The organism is Mesorhizobium sp. M0910, assembly GCF_040319465.1.
Classification (GTDB): domain Bacteria; phylum Pseudomonadota; class Alphaproteobacteria; order Rhizobiales; family Rhizobiaceae; genus Mesorhizobium.
Map to the genome: position 1 here is coordinate 1 of NZ_JAMYNZ010000021.1, position 15661 is coordinate 15661.

Annotated in this window: 8 protein-coding genes and 1 pseudogene; 4 read left to right on the forward strand and 5 right to left on the reverse strand. The window is 59.6% G+C overall.

The features are described 5' to 3' along the window. Positions 1-1184: DUF6600 domain-containing protein (locus NKH78_RS30120; RefSeq protein WP_352508906.1), on the reverse strand; the 1184-nt coding region annotated here is incomplete at its 3' end. 156 nt (positions 1185-1340) lie between these two features. Next, a pseudogene (locus tag NKH78_RS30125) lies at positions 1341-1615 on the reverse strand (LacI family DNA-binding transcriptional regulator); the annotation flags it as partial. 467 nt (positions 1616-2082) lie between these two features. On the opposite strand from NKH78_RS30125, the gene NKH78_RS30130 reads away from it, so the two are divergent. The 4 genes from NKH78_RS30130 (at position 2083) to NKH78_RS30150 (ending at position 11761) form a co-directional block, all read left to right on the forward strand. Beyond that, on the forward strand, positions 2083-8715 hold the full coding sequence (locus tag NKH78_RS30130; protein ID WP_352739173.1) for a hypothetical protein: 6633 nt from the start codon (positions 2083-2085) through the stop codon (positions 8713-8715). Between the two features lie 159 nt (positions 8716-8874). After that, positions 8875-9141 (forward strand): dihydrofolate reductase family protein, encoded by a 267-nt coding sequence (locus NKH78_RS30135; protein ID WP_352778736.1) that lies wholly within the window; start codon positions 8875-8877, stop codon positions 9139-9141. A 78-nt stretch (positions 9142-9219) separates the two neighbouring features. Further along, a complete protein-coding gene (locus NKH78_RS30140) occupies positions 9220-10950 on the forward strand; it encodes an adenylate/guanylate cyclase domain-containing protein (RefSeq protein ID WP_352739221.1) in 1731 nt (576 codons plus the stop codon). Positions 10951-11224: 274 nt separating this feature from the next. Next, positions 11225-11761, forward strand: a complete 537-nt coding sequence (locus NKH78_RS30150) for a dihydrofolate reductase family protein (protein WP_352778723.1) — start codon at positions 11225-11227, stop codon at positions 11759-11761. Positions 11762-11925: 164 nt separating this feature from the next. On the opposite strand, the gene NKH78_RS30155 is transcribed toward NKH78_RS30150, so the two are convergent. The 3 genes from NKH78_RS30155 to NKH78_RS30165 all read right to left on the reverse strand — a co-directional run bounded on the left by NKH78_RS30155 (position 11926) and on the right by NKH78_RS30165 (position 15567). Continuing rightward, positions 11926-12789, reverse strand: a complete 864-nt coding sequence (locus NKH78_RS30155) for a patatin-like phospholipase family protein (RefSeq protein WP_352703336.1) — start codon at positions 12787-12789, stop codon at positions 11926-11928. Next, on the reverse strand, positions 12786-14036 hold the full coding sequence (locus NKH78_RS30160) for a M16 family metallopeptidase (RefSeq protein WP_502899875.1): 1251 nt from the start codon (positions 14034-14036) through the stop codon (positions 12786-12788). The genes NKH78_RS30155 and NKH78_RS30160 overlap by 4 nt, the downstream gene beginning before the upstream one ends. A gap of 166 nt (positions 14037-14202) precedes the next feature. Next, entirely contained in the window at positions 14203-15567 is a 1365-nt protein-coding gene (locus NKH78_RS30165) for a M16 family metallopeptidase (protein WP_352739167.1), read from the reverse strand. Positions 15568-15661: the final 94 nt, after the last annotated feature.

The following is a 15661-nucleotide window of genomic DNA, read 5'->3' on the forward strand; positions in this document are numbered from 1 at the left end:
TCGGCCTGTTGCTGCTCGGCGGCGGGCTGCTTCTTGGTCTTCTGCTTCTCAGGCTTGGCCGCCTGTTCCGGCTCGCCCTGCTGCTGCTCGGCGGCGGGCTGCTTCTTGGTCTTCGGCTTCTCAGGCTTGGCCGTCTGTTCCGGCTCGGCCTGTTGCTGCTCGGCGGCGGGCTGCTTCTTGGTCTTCTGCTTCTCAGGCTTGGCCGCCTGTTCCGGCTCGCCCTGCTGCTGCTCGGCGGCGGGCTGCTCGCCGACCTTCGGCTTCTCAGGCTTGGCGGTTTCTTCGGGCTTGGCCTGCTCGGTCGATGCAGCACCTTCGGTCGGCTTCGATTTGCGGCCAGCCTGAACCTGCTTCACCTCCTCGATGTCTTTGAGCTTAGCTGGTTTGGCCTTAGGGTCGGCTTTCACCTCGCCCTCAAAGACAGCGACCGTATCGTTTTCCAGTTTGCCGGACTGCTCGGGCGCGTCGGTCTTGCTGACCTTGACGGCAGTCACCTTCTGGTTCGTCTCCTTTTCGATCACATCGACATCAATGACTTTGTTGATCACCACGTTGTTCCGGATCGTCACGTCGCCGGCCGGCTCGGCCGCCTCGACGATGCGCACAAACTCCGGCTCATCACGGATAACGACGGTAGAAATGTCCGCAGCAAGGAATTCGCGGGTGGGGACCACAACCCAGTAATAATCCGGCGTCGTGTCGAAGGTCACCTCGATTGAAATCAAATCCGGATCGCGGCGCGGCGGCAGCGGAGCCCAAATCATGTGCTCCCTGTCACGACGCCAACTCACCCATGCCGGCGCCCAACGAGTGCCCGGAACCCAGTACCAGCCGATATCGTCGGCATAGCCCCACCGGCCGTAATGGTACGTCGCCCAGCCGAATGGCTCGTCCGATACCCACAGCCAGCCATACTGCTCGGTATAGGCCCAGTGTCCAACGGTATACGGACGCCAATCGTCAGGCACATCAACCGGCACGAAAACGGTCGCTCCGTGATACGAGACCCAATCACCATAGGAAGACAGCTCTTCGTAGAATGTGCTGATCGAAACGGTGGTGGCAGCCCTTGCCTCGGACACAAGCGACAACGGCGCAATTGGGTTGGGAATCTCGACAACTGTGAGCAGGCAGGCGGCGCCGAGCATCAGTCGCACCGCATGTTGGGCAAGGACGCGTTTCATCGTAATCTTCCTCCGAAACAGATCGCCCTTCATCCTACAAACCCGCCGGCTGCCGGATTGTTCCATTTCGCCGATGTTACCCGCATCCGCTCACGCAACGGCTTGGCATCGCACGATGATAATAGACATCAGAGTTGCGTCATGGAGGCGGTGAACCGTCACCAATGCGCGCCGAAGACGCGGCGATAGGTCGTTGGTCAGCGGGCCCGACGGTAAGGGAGCCGCCGCGACAGGCTCTGCGCCAGGCTGTTGGGGCGAAAGCCAAGCCGCTGCGCCGTCTCGCGAATGCGGGTCCGCGTCTCGGCCGTCATCCGCCCCTGCCCGTTCAGCGCTTTTGAGGCCGTGGCAACGCTGACGCCGGCGAGTGCCGCCACCTCGCGGAGAGTGACGGGGGTCTTGGTGGGCGCTGGCTGGGCGTCGGACGCCCTGATTTGGATATCGATCCTCCCAGGTGAGAAAAGCTTTTCTCTTATAGCCCTGCAAAACGCTGGATGGTGAGGTCAGCGGATGCGACGCGATTTGGGAAAAGGTTTTCTCAGAGGAAGATTAGGGGAAGGTGGAGGGGTTTGGCAAGGGGTAATGGCCTAGTTATGGGCGTCCGAGATTTCTTGCCAGGTGCCGTCGTGTACGACCGCGTTGCGCACGAAGCGGACATTAGGTCGCTCGGTCTTCCCTACCATCTAGGTGCCAGCGCCCTAGCAGCTTCACGAGAATCATAGTGCGGTGCGCGTTGTTTCGGTGTGCGCTTTCCCACAAGTAAACATTACTAGTCGAGGATTGCACTGAAACATTTTTGGGAATTAGATTCGAGATTGCGATTCTGTTTTATTGATTGACCCGCCTCCCCTTCGGCGCTGGCGTCAACTAGCAAGCTCGTCAACCGAAGGTATGGAGACCTATGGCAAACATTGCCGTCGATAAGGTACGTGCCTCACGCGACGGGCACCAATACCACGAAGCATGGTTGGCGAGGCGCGCGCTTGGCTTGCTGCTTCCGCACGACCAACTTTGCGGAATCGCCGTGGAGGGATTGGCAGTTGAAGATCAAAAAGGCGCCAGCCAGGACACTATCGAGATTGCGGATGCCACGTTCTATTTTGGTGCCGTTCCCAACTTTCAGGATGCTACGCGCATAGAAATAGCGCAGTTCAAGTATTCTATTGCCAGAGAAACCACGAAATTTCTGGCCTCCGATGTAGCTAAGACGCTTGGGAAATTTGCTAAGTCGGAGGCCGGCTTTCTGTCGAAACCCGACCAAGCAAATGTGGCGGGCAAGATTGCTTATGCGATCTATACTAATCGACCCGTGGGTTCCGATCTGGCCGATGCAATATCTGCGTTGGCCGAAGGAACCGTGCCCTCCAAGAAAAACGTTCGCGCCCAATACAATCAAATCTTAGCTGTCATTCCCTTGGATGGCGACCATCGCAAGGCGTTTGCGGCAAAGGTGTCACTCATTGGCGGAGGAGGCGACCTAAACGCCGTCGAAAAGGGCAATGCCCGAATCGTCGCCGATTGGTCTGCTTCCAACGATGTGTTGGCACGTGCCAGATTGGGAGAGCTTCAGCAGCTTGTGCGCAACAAGGCAGGTCACTCAGGTCACAACAACAACGTCATCATCAATATTGACGTATTGGCAGCGCTAAGAATCGCACACGAAAGCGATCTGCTTCCAACGCCACAGGCGTTTGCCGAGCCTGGCCCGATCGTTGAACGTGAACAGCTGCAATGCTTCATCGACGGCATGGCGAGCTCCGGCTTATGGTTTGTCCACGCCACCGGCGGCGTCGGAAAGACCGTGTTTGTGCAGAGTGCGGCAGCCCGGCTCGGCACGGTTGATGAAGTCGTGGTCTTTGATTGTTTCGGAGGCGGCGCCTATCGCTCGCCCCTAGATGTTCGACATCGCCCCGAACGGGGATTGATGCATATCGTCAACGAACTTGCCTGTCGCGGCCTATGCGATCCGATTCTACCGGGCGCCTCCGATCCGACCGAAGTAGTACGACGAAGCATCGAACGGTTTGGACAGGCGATTGAGGTTGTACGCCGCGCTCGACCGAAGGCGCGTTTGGTTATTATCATCGACGCTGCCGACAATGCCGGAATGGAAGCGAGGGATAGAGGACAAGCTTCGTTCCCTCAGATGTTGCTGGAAGGTCTTTCGCACCTGTCTTCGCCCGTCGACGGCCTGGTTTGCGTTGCCACGGGTCGGCCCGAACGGCGCGCAATGGCAATCGGCCGAAGTCAGTGCAGTGACTTCGCACTTAATGCGTTCTCTTCTGCCGAGAGCCGTTCCTTCATCGAAAAGCGTCGCCCGGAAGCCACCCTAGCCCAGGTCGAGGCTATCCACCGTCGGTCAAATGGCAATCCACGAGTAATGGCCAATTTGATCGAACCCGATCGGTCACTCGCCGAGGTCGACACCATTACCACCGATATCGACCTGAACGATCTCATCCGCCAGCGGATTGAAAAAGCGATATCCCTGGCTGACGACAAGGGCAGTACTCGCCAAGAGATTGCGGCTTTCCTCTGCGCCTTGTCCGTACTGCCCCCACCAGTTCCTACCGATGAGATCGCAACGGCATTTGGAATCACTGTGTCCGAGGTGGAGAGCTTTGCTGCGGATCTCTCGCCACTACTGGAGCGCACAAGGCACGGCCTTATCTTTCGCGATGAGCCGACCGAAACGCTGGTCCGTCAGACCTATGGGCAGCAGCTCTCCCTTCTCGACGGAGTTGTGGCTCGTTTAAGAGACGCGCAGGTCTCTTCGGTTTACGCCGCTCGGTCGCTTCCCGGCTTGCTCTTCGCTATGGGCAAAACCGACCTGTTGCGGAGCCTTGCCTTCGACACACGGTTTCCTCCCGAACTCGATAGCGATCTTGCGAAGCGGGCAATTCGGCTCAACAGATTGCGGACGGCGGTAGGGGCAGCGGCAAAGGACCGAGACTTTAGCGCCACCGTTGACCTCCTGGTGGAGCTCGCTTCGCTGGTCATCGTTGATGAACGCGGCGAGGACTATCTGCTTGAAGAGCCCGACCTTGTAGTCGGTCTGGGTGACCCCGAAGCGCTTCGGCGTCTGTTCGAGGCACGAACAGGCTGGCCGGGCACGCGCCATGCTCGATTGGCGGTAGCCTATTTGGCCGATGGCGATGCCGCCGAAGCTTATGGTCATGCCGTGAGGGCGGATAATTGGCACCGGTGGCATAGCAACCAGGACAAGGAGTCAAATGGAGGAGGTGGACCAGATCACGACGACTACGCGTCGATCGCGTTCTATCTCTTAGCAAGGAGTCGACCGGCCAACGCCGCTCGATACATTGGTCATTGGAAGCCCTTCTATGGGTTTCTGATAGCGAGCCGCCTATTCGAACATTGCGTGGCCACAGAAGTACTCGGCAACCTCCCGAAGCTTATAGAAACCGTGAACAAAGTGGTCTCGTTGGCAAAAGCGCCACCCGCTTTGATTGCAGCGGCATTCACAGCCTTCCCTGGCTTCGTATCTCCCTCTCGCGCAAAAACTCTACTGAAGAAGCTCGCCGCAAGGCTGAAGCCCAGCGAGCACTTTCCCGAGGAATATGCCGGCAATGCGCACCGAGATACCTACCGAAAAGCTATGCTACGCTGTGCCGTCCGCATGGCAAGCCTTGGCATGGTGGAGGAAGCAGATCGTACCATTCAGGTCGTCGCACCACAACGATATGGCATGTGGTTGCTACGCGAGGCGTGGCACATCGATCTACTCATCCCTTTTGCATTGAGTGTCGCCGCACGCTGCGCGAACGAATCTCGGACAGCCGAATTCTTCGATTGCCTGCCCAAAGAACTTTGGATGTTGGTCGAGGACGCACCACGGCCTACGACCGATGAGGCCCAGCAAAAGCTCCTCAGCGAACGCTTGAAGGAGCTGGAGAAGTCAAAAGCAGAGGCATCGGTAGAAATCGAGGAACGGCGCAAGAAAAGCACCCTGTCGTCATCTGACAGGTATCATGCATCCGAAAAAATTTCCGATGGTGTCATTCCCCTCCTCGCCTTGGTGAGGCTGCTCACGTCCATAATTGCGGCGCCTAAGAAAACCGAAGCTCATAGTACAACACTGGCCTTTCTCGATGCGTGGGAGGCGGCTCAAACCAATGCAAGTAGGCGAGGTGCCTATGTGCAGAGAGAACAGCTTCGATTCACAGACGCTCTCTTCAAAGGGTGTGCAATCGAGATGTTTGCGGCACTCGAGTTGGCCATTCCCGATTCGGCCAGACGGTTGTCCTCATGCCTGGAGCGTTGCGAGGTACTAGCACCGGAAAGCGTCATTCGCGTTGTAAAGCGGTTCGCAGCAACACGCAGCTGTCACAACGAAGCCGGAAAGTTGGCGGTGCTGGCAATTCGGCTTGTCGAACGTGAGGACGACGTACAGCGTCGCAGCCAACTGTTCGCCAGCTTGTCGCGTGCGTTGCTGCAAGCAAATCTCGCCGAGTCTGCGCTAATCTTCAAGCGGGGGCTGAGGGAACTCGATGCCATAGGCTCGGGCGACTATGAGTTTGCCAATGAACTTCTGAACTTTACGGCCACCTTGCGCGATGGTCGGTTGAAGCCGGAGCTGGCGCTTCGCCTGGCTAAGATATGCGAGATCAACGTGTATGACTCGCACAAATGGCACTGGCCTCTCACCGCGCGGGCACTTACGCGCGCGTCAGGCGCCACTTACCTGGCGCAGATTGCCCGGTGGCATGACCGCGACAAAGTCGATCTAAGCCTAACCTTGCCATCTGCGCTGACATACCTTGTGAAGAACAGCGCTCTAAGCCCGGCGATTGGTGTATCGCTACTCTGGTTGGTTGATCCCGAGGTCTTGATGAATTGGGGATGGCATGACCTGGTGAAGGCCATGATCGGGCGGGATGCTACTGAGCCAATGCTGCAAGAAGTCCTCGATCAATACGAGCATTCCTTTCCGGGCAGATCGTCCAGCCATTACCTCAATGAGCTCGGTCAGGCATTTGGCTCCAATCCAAAACTCGCTGCGAAATTCGCTGAGCGCATCAGGCTGTTAACGCAGCGAGGCGTAGCGCCGCGAAAGGTCGAGACGGAAAATCGTTCGTCAGCATCTGGGCTTAGTGATCGCAATATCACCCGTAAAGATGCTGAGCGGCAGACCGCGTTAAAAGAGGCATTGGCAGATGTAAACCCAACCGATCCTGCGTCATTTGAGAGCTTTGTCGAAAAGCTAGACGCATTATCCGGCTGGCCCTACAAAAAATCTGACGCCTACAAGGCACTACGCGATCGGGTTCTCTACGGAGACCGTGCAAAGCACATCGACGTCATTGTCGCTGCGCGAAACCTGGGATTGTTCCAAAAGAACGATCTTTTACAAGCAATCAAGGACGAATGGACGCAAGACTCCCCGAGCCAACTAGTGGCACTTTCTGGAATTGGCCTGCGGCTGGTGCGGGAACACACCGAAGAATTGCTAAACAGGAAATGGGGCTTTGGTTCTGACCTCTTCAAATTGTCAGAGTTGACGAGCGTCCCGATTGATGAACTCGCCATTGCGCTGGTCGAGGCAGCGACGACCCGTGAACTAAATGCTGCGGCAATGACGTGGCTGAGCATTGCAACCATTCTTTCAAAGCGGGCCGATGCTGCCGTTCCCCGGATTGCGCTTGAGCGTCTACTTGATAGCGGCGCCGCAAGGCTGGCCGATCCGATTGGTGATGGGCCGTGGCGAGATGAGCTGGACGCTGGAACGGACGCCGACAGCATCGCCGCTGGCCTGCTGTGGTTTCGTCTCGGCTCGCCGATCGCAAGAGAGCGATGGCGTGCAGCGCATGCTCTGCGTTCGATTGCGCGTTATCAACGGTGGGGCATCATTGAACGCATGTTTATCTTGTTCGACGCGCCAGATGCGGGGGCATTTCAGGATCGCTCACTTCCCTTCTTTAGCTATCACGCCCAGTTATGGTTTCTACTAGCCGTTGCCCGTGTCGCTTTAGATTCTCCCGATGTGATCATTCGCTTTCGTCCGAGGCTGGAAGCGATCGCTTTTGACGACATGTTTCCACATGCGGGCCTACGCGAGGCCGCGTGCAAGGCGTTGCGACACTGCTTTGCAGGAAAACGCGATATGGACGCCAAGAAACTAATTTCCAGGATCGCCAAGATAAACGTATCCAAGTTTCCAGTTGCCAAAACTCGCAACAAGGGGGCGGATGATTTTCCTTGGGAACGGCCCAAGGATATTCCTGAGCCGGAACCGCGCTTTTATTTCGACTACGATTTTGAGAAGCAAAATATTGACAATCTTGCCAGAGTCTTCGGCCTTCCGAAATGGAAGATAAACGACCTCTGCCACGAGTTGGTACGCAAGTGGGGGCCCGGCGTGACCTCAATGAATGATTTCTCCGGCAGGGAACGTCCGTCTAGCCAGCGCGGATATTATCGGCCTACCGATGACGCCCATCAATCGCACGGCACCTATCTTGCGTGGCACGCACTGGCTGTGGTCGGAGGGCAGCTGCTTTTAGAGCGGCCGATTACTGACGAAAGCTACTATGACGATCCCTGGCAAAACTGGTTATCGGAGTATCGCGTCACGCGCGAGGATGGATATTGGATCTCCGACGGAACTAGTAGGTATCCGTTGGTGGCGCTCAACGATCTTAGAACCGGCACCGGGCCAGAGGCCGAACGCGATCTACCAATAGATGACAAGCGATTTTTGGCGACCCTTGCAGGCCTCGGCGAGCCATTGTCAAAAAATACAATCGTGCAGGCATCATGGTCGTCACCAGACAGTGTGACTTGCAGTGTCATGTCCGCCCTCGTTGCTCCAGCGAATGCTGAGTTGGCGGCTCTTGCCGTGGCAACGTCACCATCGTTCCATATGTGGCTGCCGTTCTATGAAACGTACGATGAAGAAGAACCAGGCTTCCGCCGCGACGGCATGCAGCCCTGCGATCCGTGGATCACACACGCGCAGAAGTCGGAGAATCTGGACAGATACGATCCGTTTGGGGCGCCAACGGCGCTATCAACTTACCGCCCTTCGGCATCCGTCATTACCAACTTCCAGCTCTCGGTGACGAAGCCTTGGTCTCATGCATGGATCGATAAAAGTCGTTCGGTCGCGTTCCGGTACGAAGGGTGGGGCGGCTGGCAAGGTGAGGGTGAAAGTGAGAACCGGCAGGATGGACATGCACTCTATTGTGATCGTTCGTTCCTTGCGCGGATGCTAAAAGAGCTCGATCGAAATCTGATCCTATTGGTCAAGCTCCAACGCTACCACGAGCGGAAGCGGTATGGGGATGAAGCCAGCGAAGAGGGCAAGTTCACATACTCATTCATGATTGCGGTCCTGGATAAGCAGCTCAATGTAAAGGTTATCGAACCGACGTCAGCGCAAATCGATGCCGTGGCAAAACTCGGTCAGTACGACGCCCACGACTTTGCCATACGGCTTCGAACCATTGCGGCATTGGGGTCGGTCAAGCAGTCGAAACGCTGGCAGAAGCCACGCCAGGAGGCCAAAGAATAGCTCATTCAGTTAGGCCGACCGACACCGCACGTTGCGCTCTTTTTCGGAGTCTGTCGCACCAGGCCGTGCCGTCCGTCCTCTGCCAGAAAGGAGCCCGCCCTGCCAAAACTCATCGTCACCGAATTCATCAGCGTCGACGGCATTGCCGAGGTCGAGACGCTGCCGGGCGTGACCTGGAACGATGAGATGCAAAAAAAATTCAAGGAGGACGAGCTTGCCGACAGCGGCGCCATGCTTTTGGGGCGCTATGAGATCTTTGTCGGCTCGTGGCCCCCACGGAACCGGAGACTTTGCCGACCGGTTCAACGCGCCGCCGAAATATGTCGCCTCGACGAGCTCGGCGCCGCGCCTCCCGCCATTGATACGATCGAGTTGGCAGCCACCAGGCGGAAGGTTCTGATCCGCCCTTTCCTGCTGCTGCGGTAGGAAGACTTGATTCAGCCACAAGCCCAAATTGCTGGATTTGGCGGCCCAGGAAGCGTAGGCTTGGTTTTTGGTTCAGCGATGGAACAGAGACTAGCCGCAATTCTGGCTGCCGATATGGCGGGCTACAGCCGGCTAATGGAAGCCGACGAATCCGGCACGCTCGCACGCCTTCGGACCCATCGCATAGAACTGGTCGATCCCGCTATCGCTAAGAACAAGGGCCGGATCATCAAGACCACCGGAGACGGCATGCTCGTTGAGTTCCAGAGCGTGACCGATGCCGTGAAATGCGCCGTGGAAATCCAACAGCGCATGAAACGGCGCAATTCGGATGTGCCCCAAGAACGGCGTATCGAATTCAGGATCGGCATAAATCTCGGCGACATCATTTTCGACGATGAGGACATTTTCGGCGACGGCGTCAATATTGCCTCGCGCATCGAGCAACTCGCCGACGTCGGCGGTATCTGCGTGACCGCAGCGGTGGCGACCCAAATTGCCGACCGTCTCGAAATTGCCATGGAGGACCTGGGCGAGAAGACGTTGAAGAACATCAGCCGCCCGGTTCGCCTCTATCGCATCGGGCTTGACAGTCCTGTCCTGCCGGAAGTCGAGGCAAAGCGATCCATCTCGAAACCTTCAATAGTGGTGCTGCCATTCACCAACATGAGCGGCGACCCCGAGCAGGAATTTTTCGCGGACGGACTGACCGAGGACATCATCACCGAACTGTCCCGCCACCATGAGTTGTTCGTCATCTCGCGCAATTCCAGCTTCGTCTACAAGAACCGCGCCGTGAATGTGCGCGAGGTGGCCGAGAAACTCGAGGTCCAATATCTGGTGGAGGGAAGCGTCCGCAAGATCGGCGAGAGGGTGCGCGTGACGGTTCAGCTCATCGACACGGCGAATGACGCTCATATCTGGGCAGACAAGTATGACCGGAAGCTGGTCGACATATTCGCGATTCAGGATGAGGTGACGGCGGCGATCGCAGCCACGCTGCCCGGTCGTGTCGAGGCGGCTCAGCGGGACCAGCTCGCGCGGGCGAAACCTGCAAACATGGCCGCGTATGAATGTGTGCTCGCTGCCAAGGTGCTGCATCACCGAAGCACGATTGCGGATAATGAACGCGCGCGAACCTTGATAGAAAGGGCCGTCGCGCTCGACCCCGATTATGCCCATGCCCATGCCTGGCGGGCCTGCATTCTTGGCCAGGCCTGGGTCCATAACTGGTGCGAAGACAGGGATGCCGTCTGGAACAACATTATGGCAGCGCTCGACAGGGCGCTGGCGCTAGACAACAACGATGCCGATGTCCACCGCATTCTCGCGGCAGTGAACGTGAACAACAATGAGCTGACCACTGCGCGCTACCATCAAGAGCGGGCGCTGGCCCTCAATCCCAATTACGACCTCGTGGTGGTGCAGCAAGGCGAGTTATTGACGTGGCTCGGGAGGCCGGAAGAGGGAATTGAATGGATCCGCAAGGCCATGCAGTTGAACCCACACCACCCGGAGAGGTTCTGGAGCCATCTGGGAAAGGCGCATTTCGCCGCGCGCCAGTATGGCGAGGCGATCGAAGCTTTCATGCATCTGTCGACCATGGACTCGGCTCAGCACGCCTTCGCCGCTGCCTGCTACGGCTGGCTCGGCGACGAAATCGCTGCCGCGGCGCATCTGGGCAAGATCAGAACGCTCGATCCCCAATTCGACCTCGAGTCATTCATCGCCACCCTGCACTATGCCCAGGAGTCCGATGTGCAGCACGTCCGCGAAGGACTGCTGAAAGCCGGTATTGCCAAGCTGTAGGCAGCCCGTGCCTCGCACGATCGGCGATAGGCTGGACCTTAGCCACGGCGAGATAGCTCGGCTCTCTTCTACCTTGCTGGGGTCATAGTACCAGTCGCCGACGCATGCTTCGACGTGGCGCAGATACTGGCCAGGAAACTGGAATTGCTCAGCCGGACGGTCATTGCAGATCGAATCTGAACAGGGAAAGCCCTCCCCCTGAAAAGGCGCCGCGCTAGTTGACGGTGCAGTTCGCACAAGACCCGCACGGCCGTCCCGACAGAAGGAACCCGCCATGAGAAAACTCATCATCACCGAATTCATCAGCGTCGATGGCATTGCCGAGGTCGAGAAGCTGCCGAGCGTGGCCTGGAACGATGAGATGCAAAAGTTCAAGGACGACGAGCTTGCCGACAGTGGCGCCATGCTGTTGGGGCGCACGACCTATGAGATTTTTGCCGGCTCGTGGCCCAAGGAGACCGGAGACTTCGCCGACCGGTTCAACGCGCTGCCGAAATATATCGCCTCGACCAGCTTGCAGGCGCTCGACTGGCAGCCGGCCGAGCTGCTGCAGGGCGCCTTGCCGGAAGCGGTCAGAGGGCTGAAGCAAGGCAGCGGCGGCAACATCTATGTGCATGGCAGCCTCAGCGTCGCGCAGGAATTGCTGCGCAACGGCCTGGTCGACCGCATCAGGCTGCTCAGCTACCCCGGTGCCGTCGGCCAGGGCAAGCTGCTGTTCCCGCCTGGCGCGCAATTGCCGCTCGAGCTGATCTCGGCCACGCAATTCAGCAACGGCGTGGTGGCGCTGGAGTATGCGGCTGGGACGGCATGATCAGCCAATCTCCCCCCTCGAGGGGGAGATGCCCGGCAGGGCAGAGGGGGGTCGGTTCGACCGGGCGCGGTTCCTCTCTTTCGACAGTGGCGCATTACGCGAGACGACCCCCTCTGTCGCCTTCGGCGACATCTCCCCCTCAAGGGGGGAGATTGGCAGCTTCCCTACACCGTCCGCTGCCTGCCCGCGACCGCAGCGTCTTCCCTCGCCTTCAGCGCCTGCTCCACCTCGCGCTTCAGCTCGTCCTTGATCGCCACCGTCTCGGCCATCAGCGCCTCGACTTTCATGAAGTCGAGCACCCGGTATTTCGACACCGCCGGCCGGACCAATATGTCGGGGCGGCTCTGGTTCAGCTTGCTGGCGATGATCGACTGCATCATCAGCTGCGTGGCGCCGAACATCAGGTCGACGGAGGTCGGGAATTTGCGGCCCGCCTCGGTCGGCGCGCCGACCACGTCGACGGCAATGATGATGTCGGCGTCGAGCTCGATCAGGTCGAATGGCACGGGATTGTAGATGCCGCCGTCGATCAGCATCCTGCCGTCGCGCATCACCGGGCGGAACACCGCCGGAATCGCCGCCGAGGCGGCCAGCGCCGAAGGCAGTTCGCCTTCGGCCAACACCGCGAGCTTGTGGCCATAAAAATCCGTTGCCGTCACCTTCAGCGGTATTTTGAGTTCGGCGAAGGTCTCGGGAATGGCATCGGGCAGGAACGCCTTGAGGATGCGCTCGACATTGAACTGGCTGACCCGCAGGCCGCCCTGCATCGCTTCGGCAAAAGTGCCGGGCCGCGCCCGCCACATGCGCGTCGCCACCTCGGCGCGCCGGCCGAGGATCGAGCGCGCATAGTCGTGGATGTCCTTGCCGGTCATGCCAGAGGCCATGCCGGCGCCCATGATGGCGCCGATCGACGAGCCGGCGATTGCCGCCGGCCTGATGCCCAGCTCGTCGAGCGCCTCGATAACATGGATATGCGCCAGCCCGCGCGCGCCGCCGCCGCCAAAGGCGATGCCGAAGCTAGGGCTCATCCCTTGTTGGCCGCGCCCAGCTTCGGCCCGACCACCATGACGGCCGGCTCGGCGGAGAGCAGCTTTTTCGCCACCGCTTTCACCTGGTCCTGCGTCACCGCGTTTATCAGGGCGGCGCGGCGCTGCATGTAGTCGATGCCGAGCTTGCCGAGCTGGATCTCGACCAGCGTTGAGGCGATCGCGCCCGAGGAATTCAGATTGTTGATGGCATAGGCGCCGATCATGTATTTCTTGGTCGCCGCCAGCTCGGCTTCGGTCGGCCCCTCCGCGGCCATGCGCTTGACCACGTCGCGCACCACGGCCAGCGTCTCGGCCGCCCTGTCGGCGCGGGTCGAGGTGGTGATGGACAGCGCCTCGGAATGCTGGTGGTCGACGAGGTCGGAGCTGACGCTGTAAGCCAGGCCGCGCTTTTCGCGCACCTCGTCGAACAGCCGCGAGGTGAAGGCGCCGCCGCCGAGGATCTCGTTCATCAGCACCGCGGCGAAGAAGTCCGGCGCATTCCGCTTCACGCCGGGATAGGCGAGCTGCAGCGAGGCCTGCGGCTGGTCGTAAACGACCTCGAGCTGCTGGCCGAGCTTCAGGTCGATGTCGGGAACGGGCGTCAGCGCCTGCTTTTCCGGCAGGCTGCCGAACACCAGGTCGAGCTTCTGCTTCAGCGTCTCGGCGTCGATGGCGCCGACCACCGCGACATGCAGGCCGTCGCGGGCGAAATTTGCCTTGTGGAAGGCGCTGAGATCGGCCGGCGTGATCGTCGCGATGCTTTGCCTGGTGCCCTGGTCGGGCCGCGCATAGGGATGCCTGCCGTAGATCGCGTCCAGCCATTTGCGTTGGGCGAGCGTATCGGGATCGCGCTCGCTGGCGATGATGCCGGACAGGATTTGCGCGCGGATGCGGTCGATCGGCACCTGGTCGAAGCGCGGCTGGTTGACCGCCACGCGCAGCAGGTCGAAAGCGCCGTCGCGCTGGTCGGCCAGCATGCGCATCGAACCGTAAATGCCATCGCGCTGCGCATCGAAGCTCATCTCGGCGCCGACCTCGTCAAGCTTGATCTGGAAGGCCTCGCTGTCGAGGTTGCCGGCACCTTCGTCGAACAGGCCGCTCATCAGATTGGCAAGCCCTTCCTTACCGGGCGGATCCTGCGTCGCGCCGCCATCGAAAACGAAGCGGATGGCGACGATCGGCACCGAATAATCCTCCACCAGCCAGGCGGTAATGCCCTTCGACGAGGTCACCTCCTGGATGTTCATGGCAGCACGGGCGGAAAGCGCGGGCAGGACGAGGAAGACGAGGGAGAGGATGAGGGTTGCTAGAAGCGGGCCGGCGTGCTGGCGCTTCCCTTCTCGCCCTGTGGGAGAAGGGGAGGAGCCCACGAGGGGAGAAGGCAGAGCGGGACCATGCTGGCTCATCATCAAATCAATTCCCAGCTTGGATTTGCGGCAGAAGATAGCCGGTCGTTGCGTGGTCGAGATTGAGATAGCGGGCAGCGACTTCCTTGACCTGGTCGGCGGTGACCTTGCGGATGCGGTCCGGCCATTGCTGAACGTCCTGGACGTTGCCGCCGGTGGCGAGTGTCGAGCCGTAGATGTTGGCCATGTCCTCCTGCTTGTCGCGGGCGAAGATCATCGAGCGAACGAAACGGTCCTTGGATTTTTCCAGCTCGTCGCTGGTGACGCCGTCTTTGGCGATGCGGGCGATCTCGGCGTCGACCGCGGCCTCGACGTCGGCAAGCTTGGCATCGCCGCGCGGCGCACCGTAGACGGTGAAATTGGTGTCGTCGAGCATGGTGCCCTGGAAGAAGGCGCCGGCCGTCGCGGCGATGCCTTGCCTGACGACAAGCTCCTGGTAGAGCCGGCTGCGGTTGCCGCCGCCGAGGATTTCGGACAGCACGTCGAGCGCTTCGGCTTCGCCCGGCTTTGCCGTGTGATAGGACGGGACCACCCATTGCGTGGTAAGGCTCGGCACGCTGACGCGCCCGTCGGTCAGCGTCACCGTACGCCTGGTGTTCTGTTCCGGCTCGACCGGGCGGATGCGCGGCGGCAGATCCGGGCCGCGCGCGACCTTGCCATAGGTCTTTTCGGCCAGCGCCTTGACCGTTTCCGGCTCGACATCGCCGGCCACCACCAGCACGGCGTTATTGGGTGTATAGTACTTGTTGTAGAAGGCCATCGCGTCGGTGCGGTTCAGCTTCTCCATCTCCTGCATCCAGCCGATGACCGGAATGCGGTAGGGCTGGTTCTGCCACAGCGTGGCGTCGATCTCTTCGTCGAGCACCGCCTGCGGATTGCTATCTATGCGCGAGCGGCGCTCTTCGAGGATGACGTCGCGCTCGGTCTTGATGACATCGTCGGTGAGGATGAGGTTGCGCATGCGGTCAGCCTCGAAGCCCATCATCTCACCGAGCGCCTGCGGCACCACCGTCTCGTGAAAGGCGGTGTAGTCGTAGGAGGTGAAGGCGTTGTCCGAGCCGCCGATGGCGGCGACGGCGCGGTCGAGTTCGCCGGCCGCATGGCTGCTGGTCGCCTTGAACATCAGATGCTCGAAGAAATGGGCGATGCCGGACTTGCCCGGCGGCTCGTCGGCGCTGCCGATCTTGTACCAGACCATATGGGTGACGATCGGGGCGCGGTGATCGGGGATGACCACGACCTCCATGCCGTTGTCGAGCAGGAAATCGGTCACGACGCCGTCGTCGGGATTGTTGCCCGCCAGAGCCGGCGCGGCCATCACCAGAGCCAGCCCCAAGAGCGTTGCGCGCAGCCATTCAGCCTGAAATGTCATAGATGGCTCCGGTTTGGTGGTGGGACGATAGGCGGGGTTGCTGGTCGAGGCAAAGCGAATTGTGCGTCATTTTGAAGGCGCCATCGCGGACACC

Coding starts and splice junctions, on each gene's coding strand:
- NKH78_RS30130 (WP_352739173.1), top strand. CDS start 2,083: ATGGCAAACATTGCCGTCGATAAGGTACGTGCCTCACGCGACGGGCAC.
- NKH78_RS30140 (WP_352739221.1), top strand. CDS start 9,220: ATGGAACAGAGACTAGCCGCAATTCTGGCTGCCGATATGGCGGGCTAC.
- NKH78_RS30150 (WP_352778723.1), top strand. CDS start 11,225: ATGAGAAAACTCATCATCACCGAATTCATCAGCGTCGATGGCATTGCC.
- NKH78_RS30155 (WP_352703336.1), bottom strand. CDS start 12,789: ATGAGCCCTAGCTTCGGCATCGCCTTTGGCGGCGGCGGCGCGCGCGGG.
- NKH78_RS30160 (WP_502899875.1), bottom strand. CDS start 14,036: ATGAACATCCAGGAGGTGACCTCGTCGAAGGGCATTACCGCCTGGCTG.
- NKH78_RS30165 (WP_352739167.1), bottom strand. CDS start 15,567: ATGACATTTCAGGCTGAATGGCTGCGCGCAACGCTCTTGGGGCTGGCT.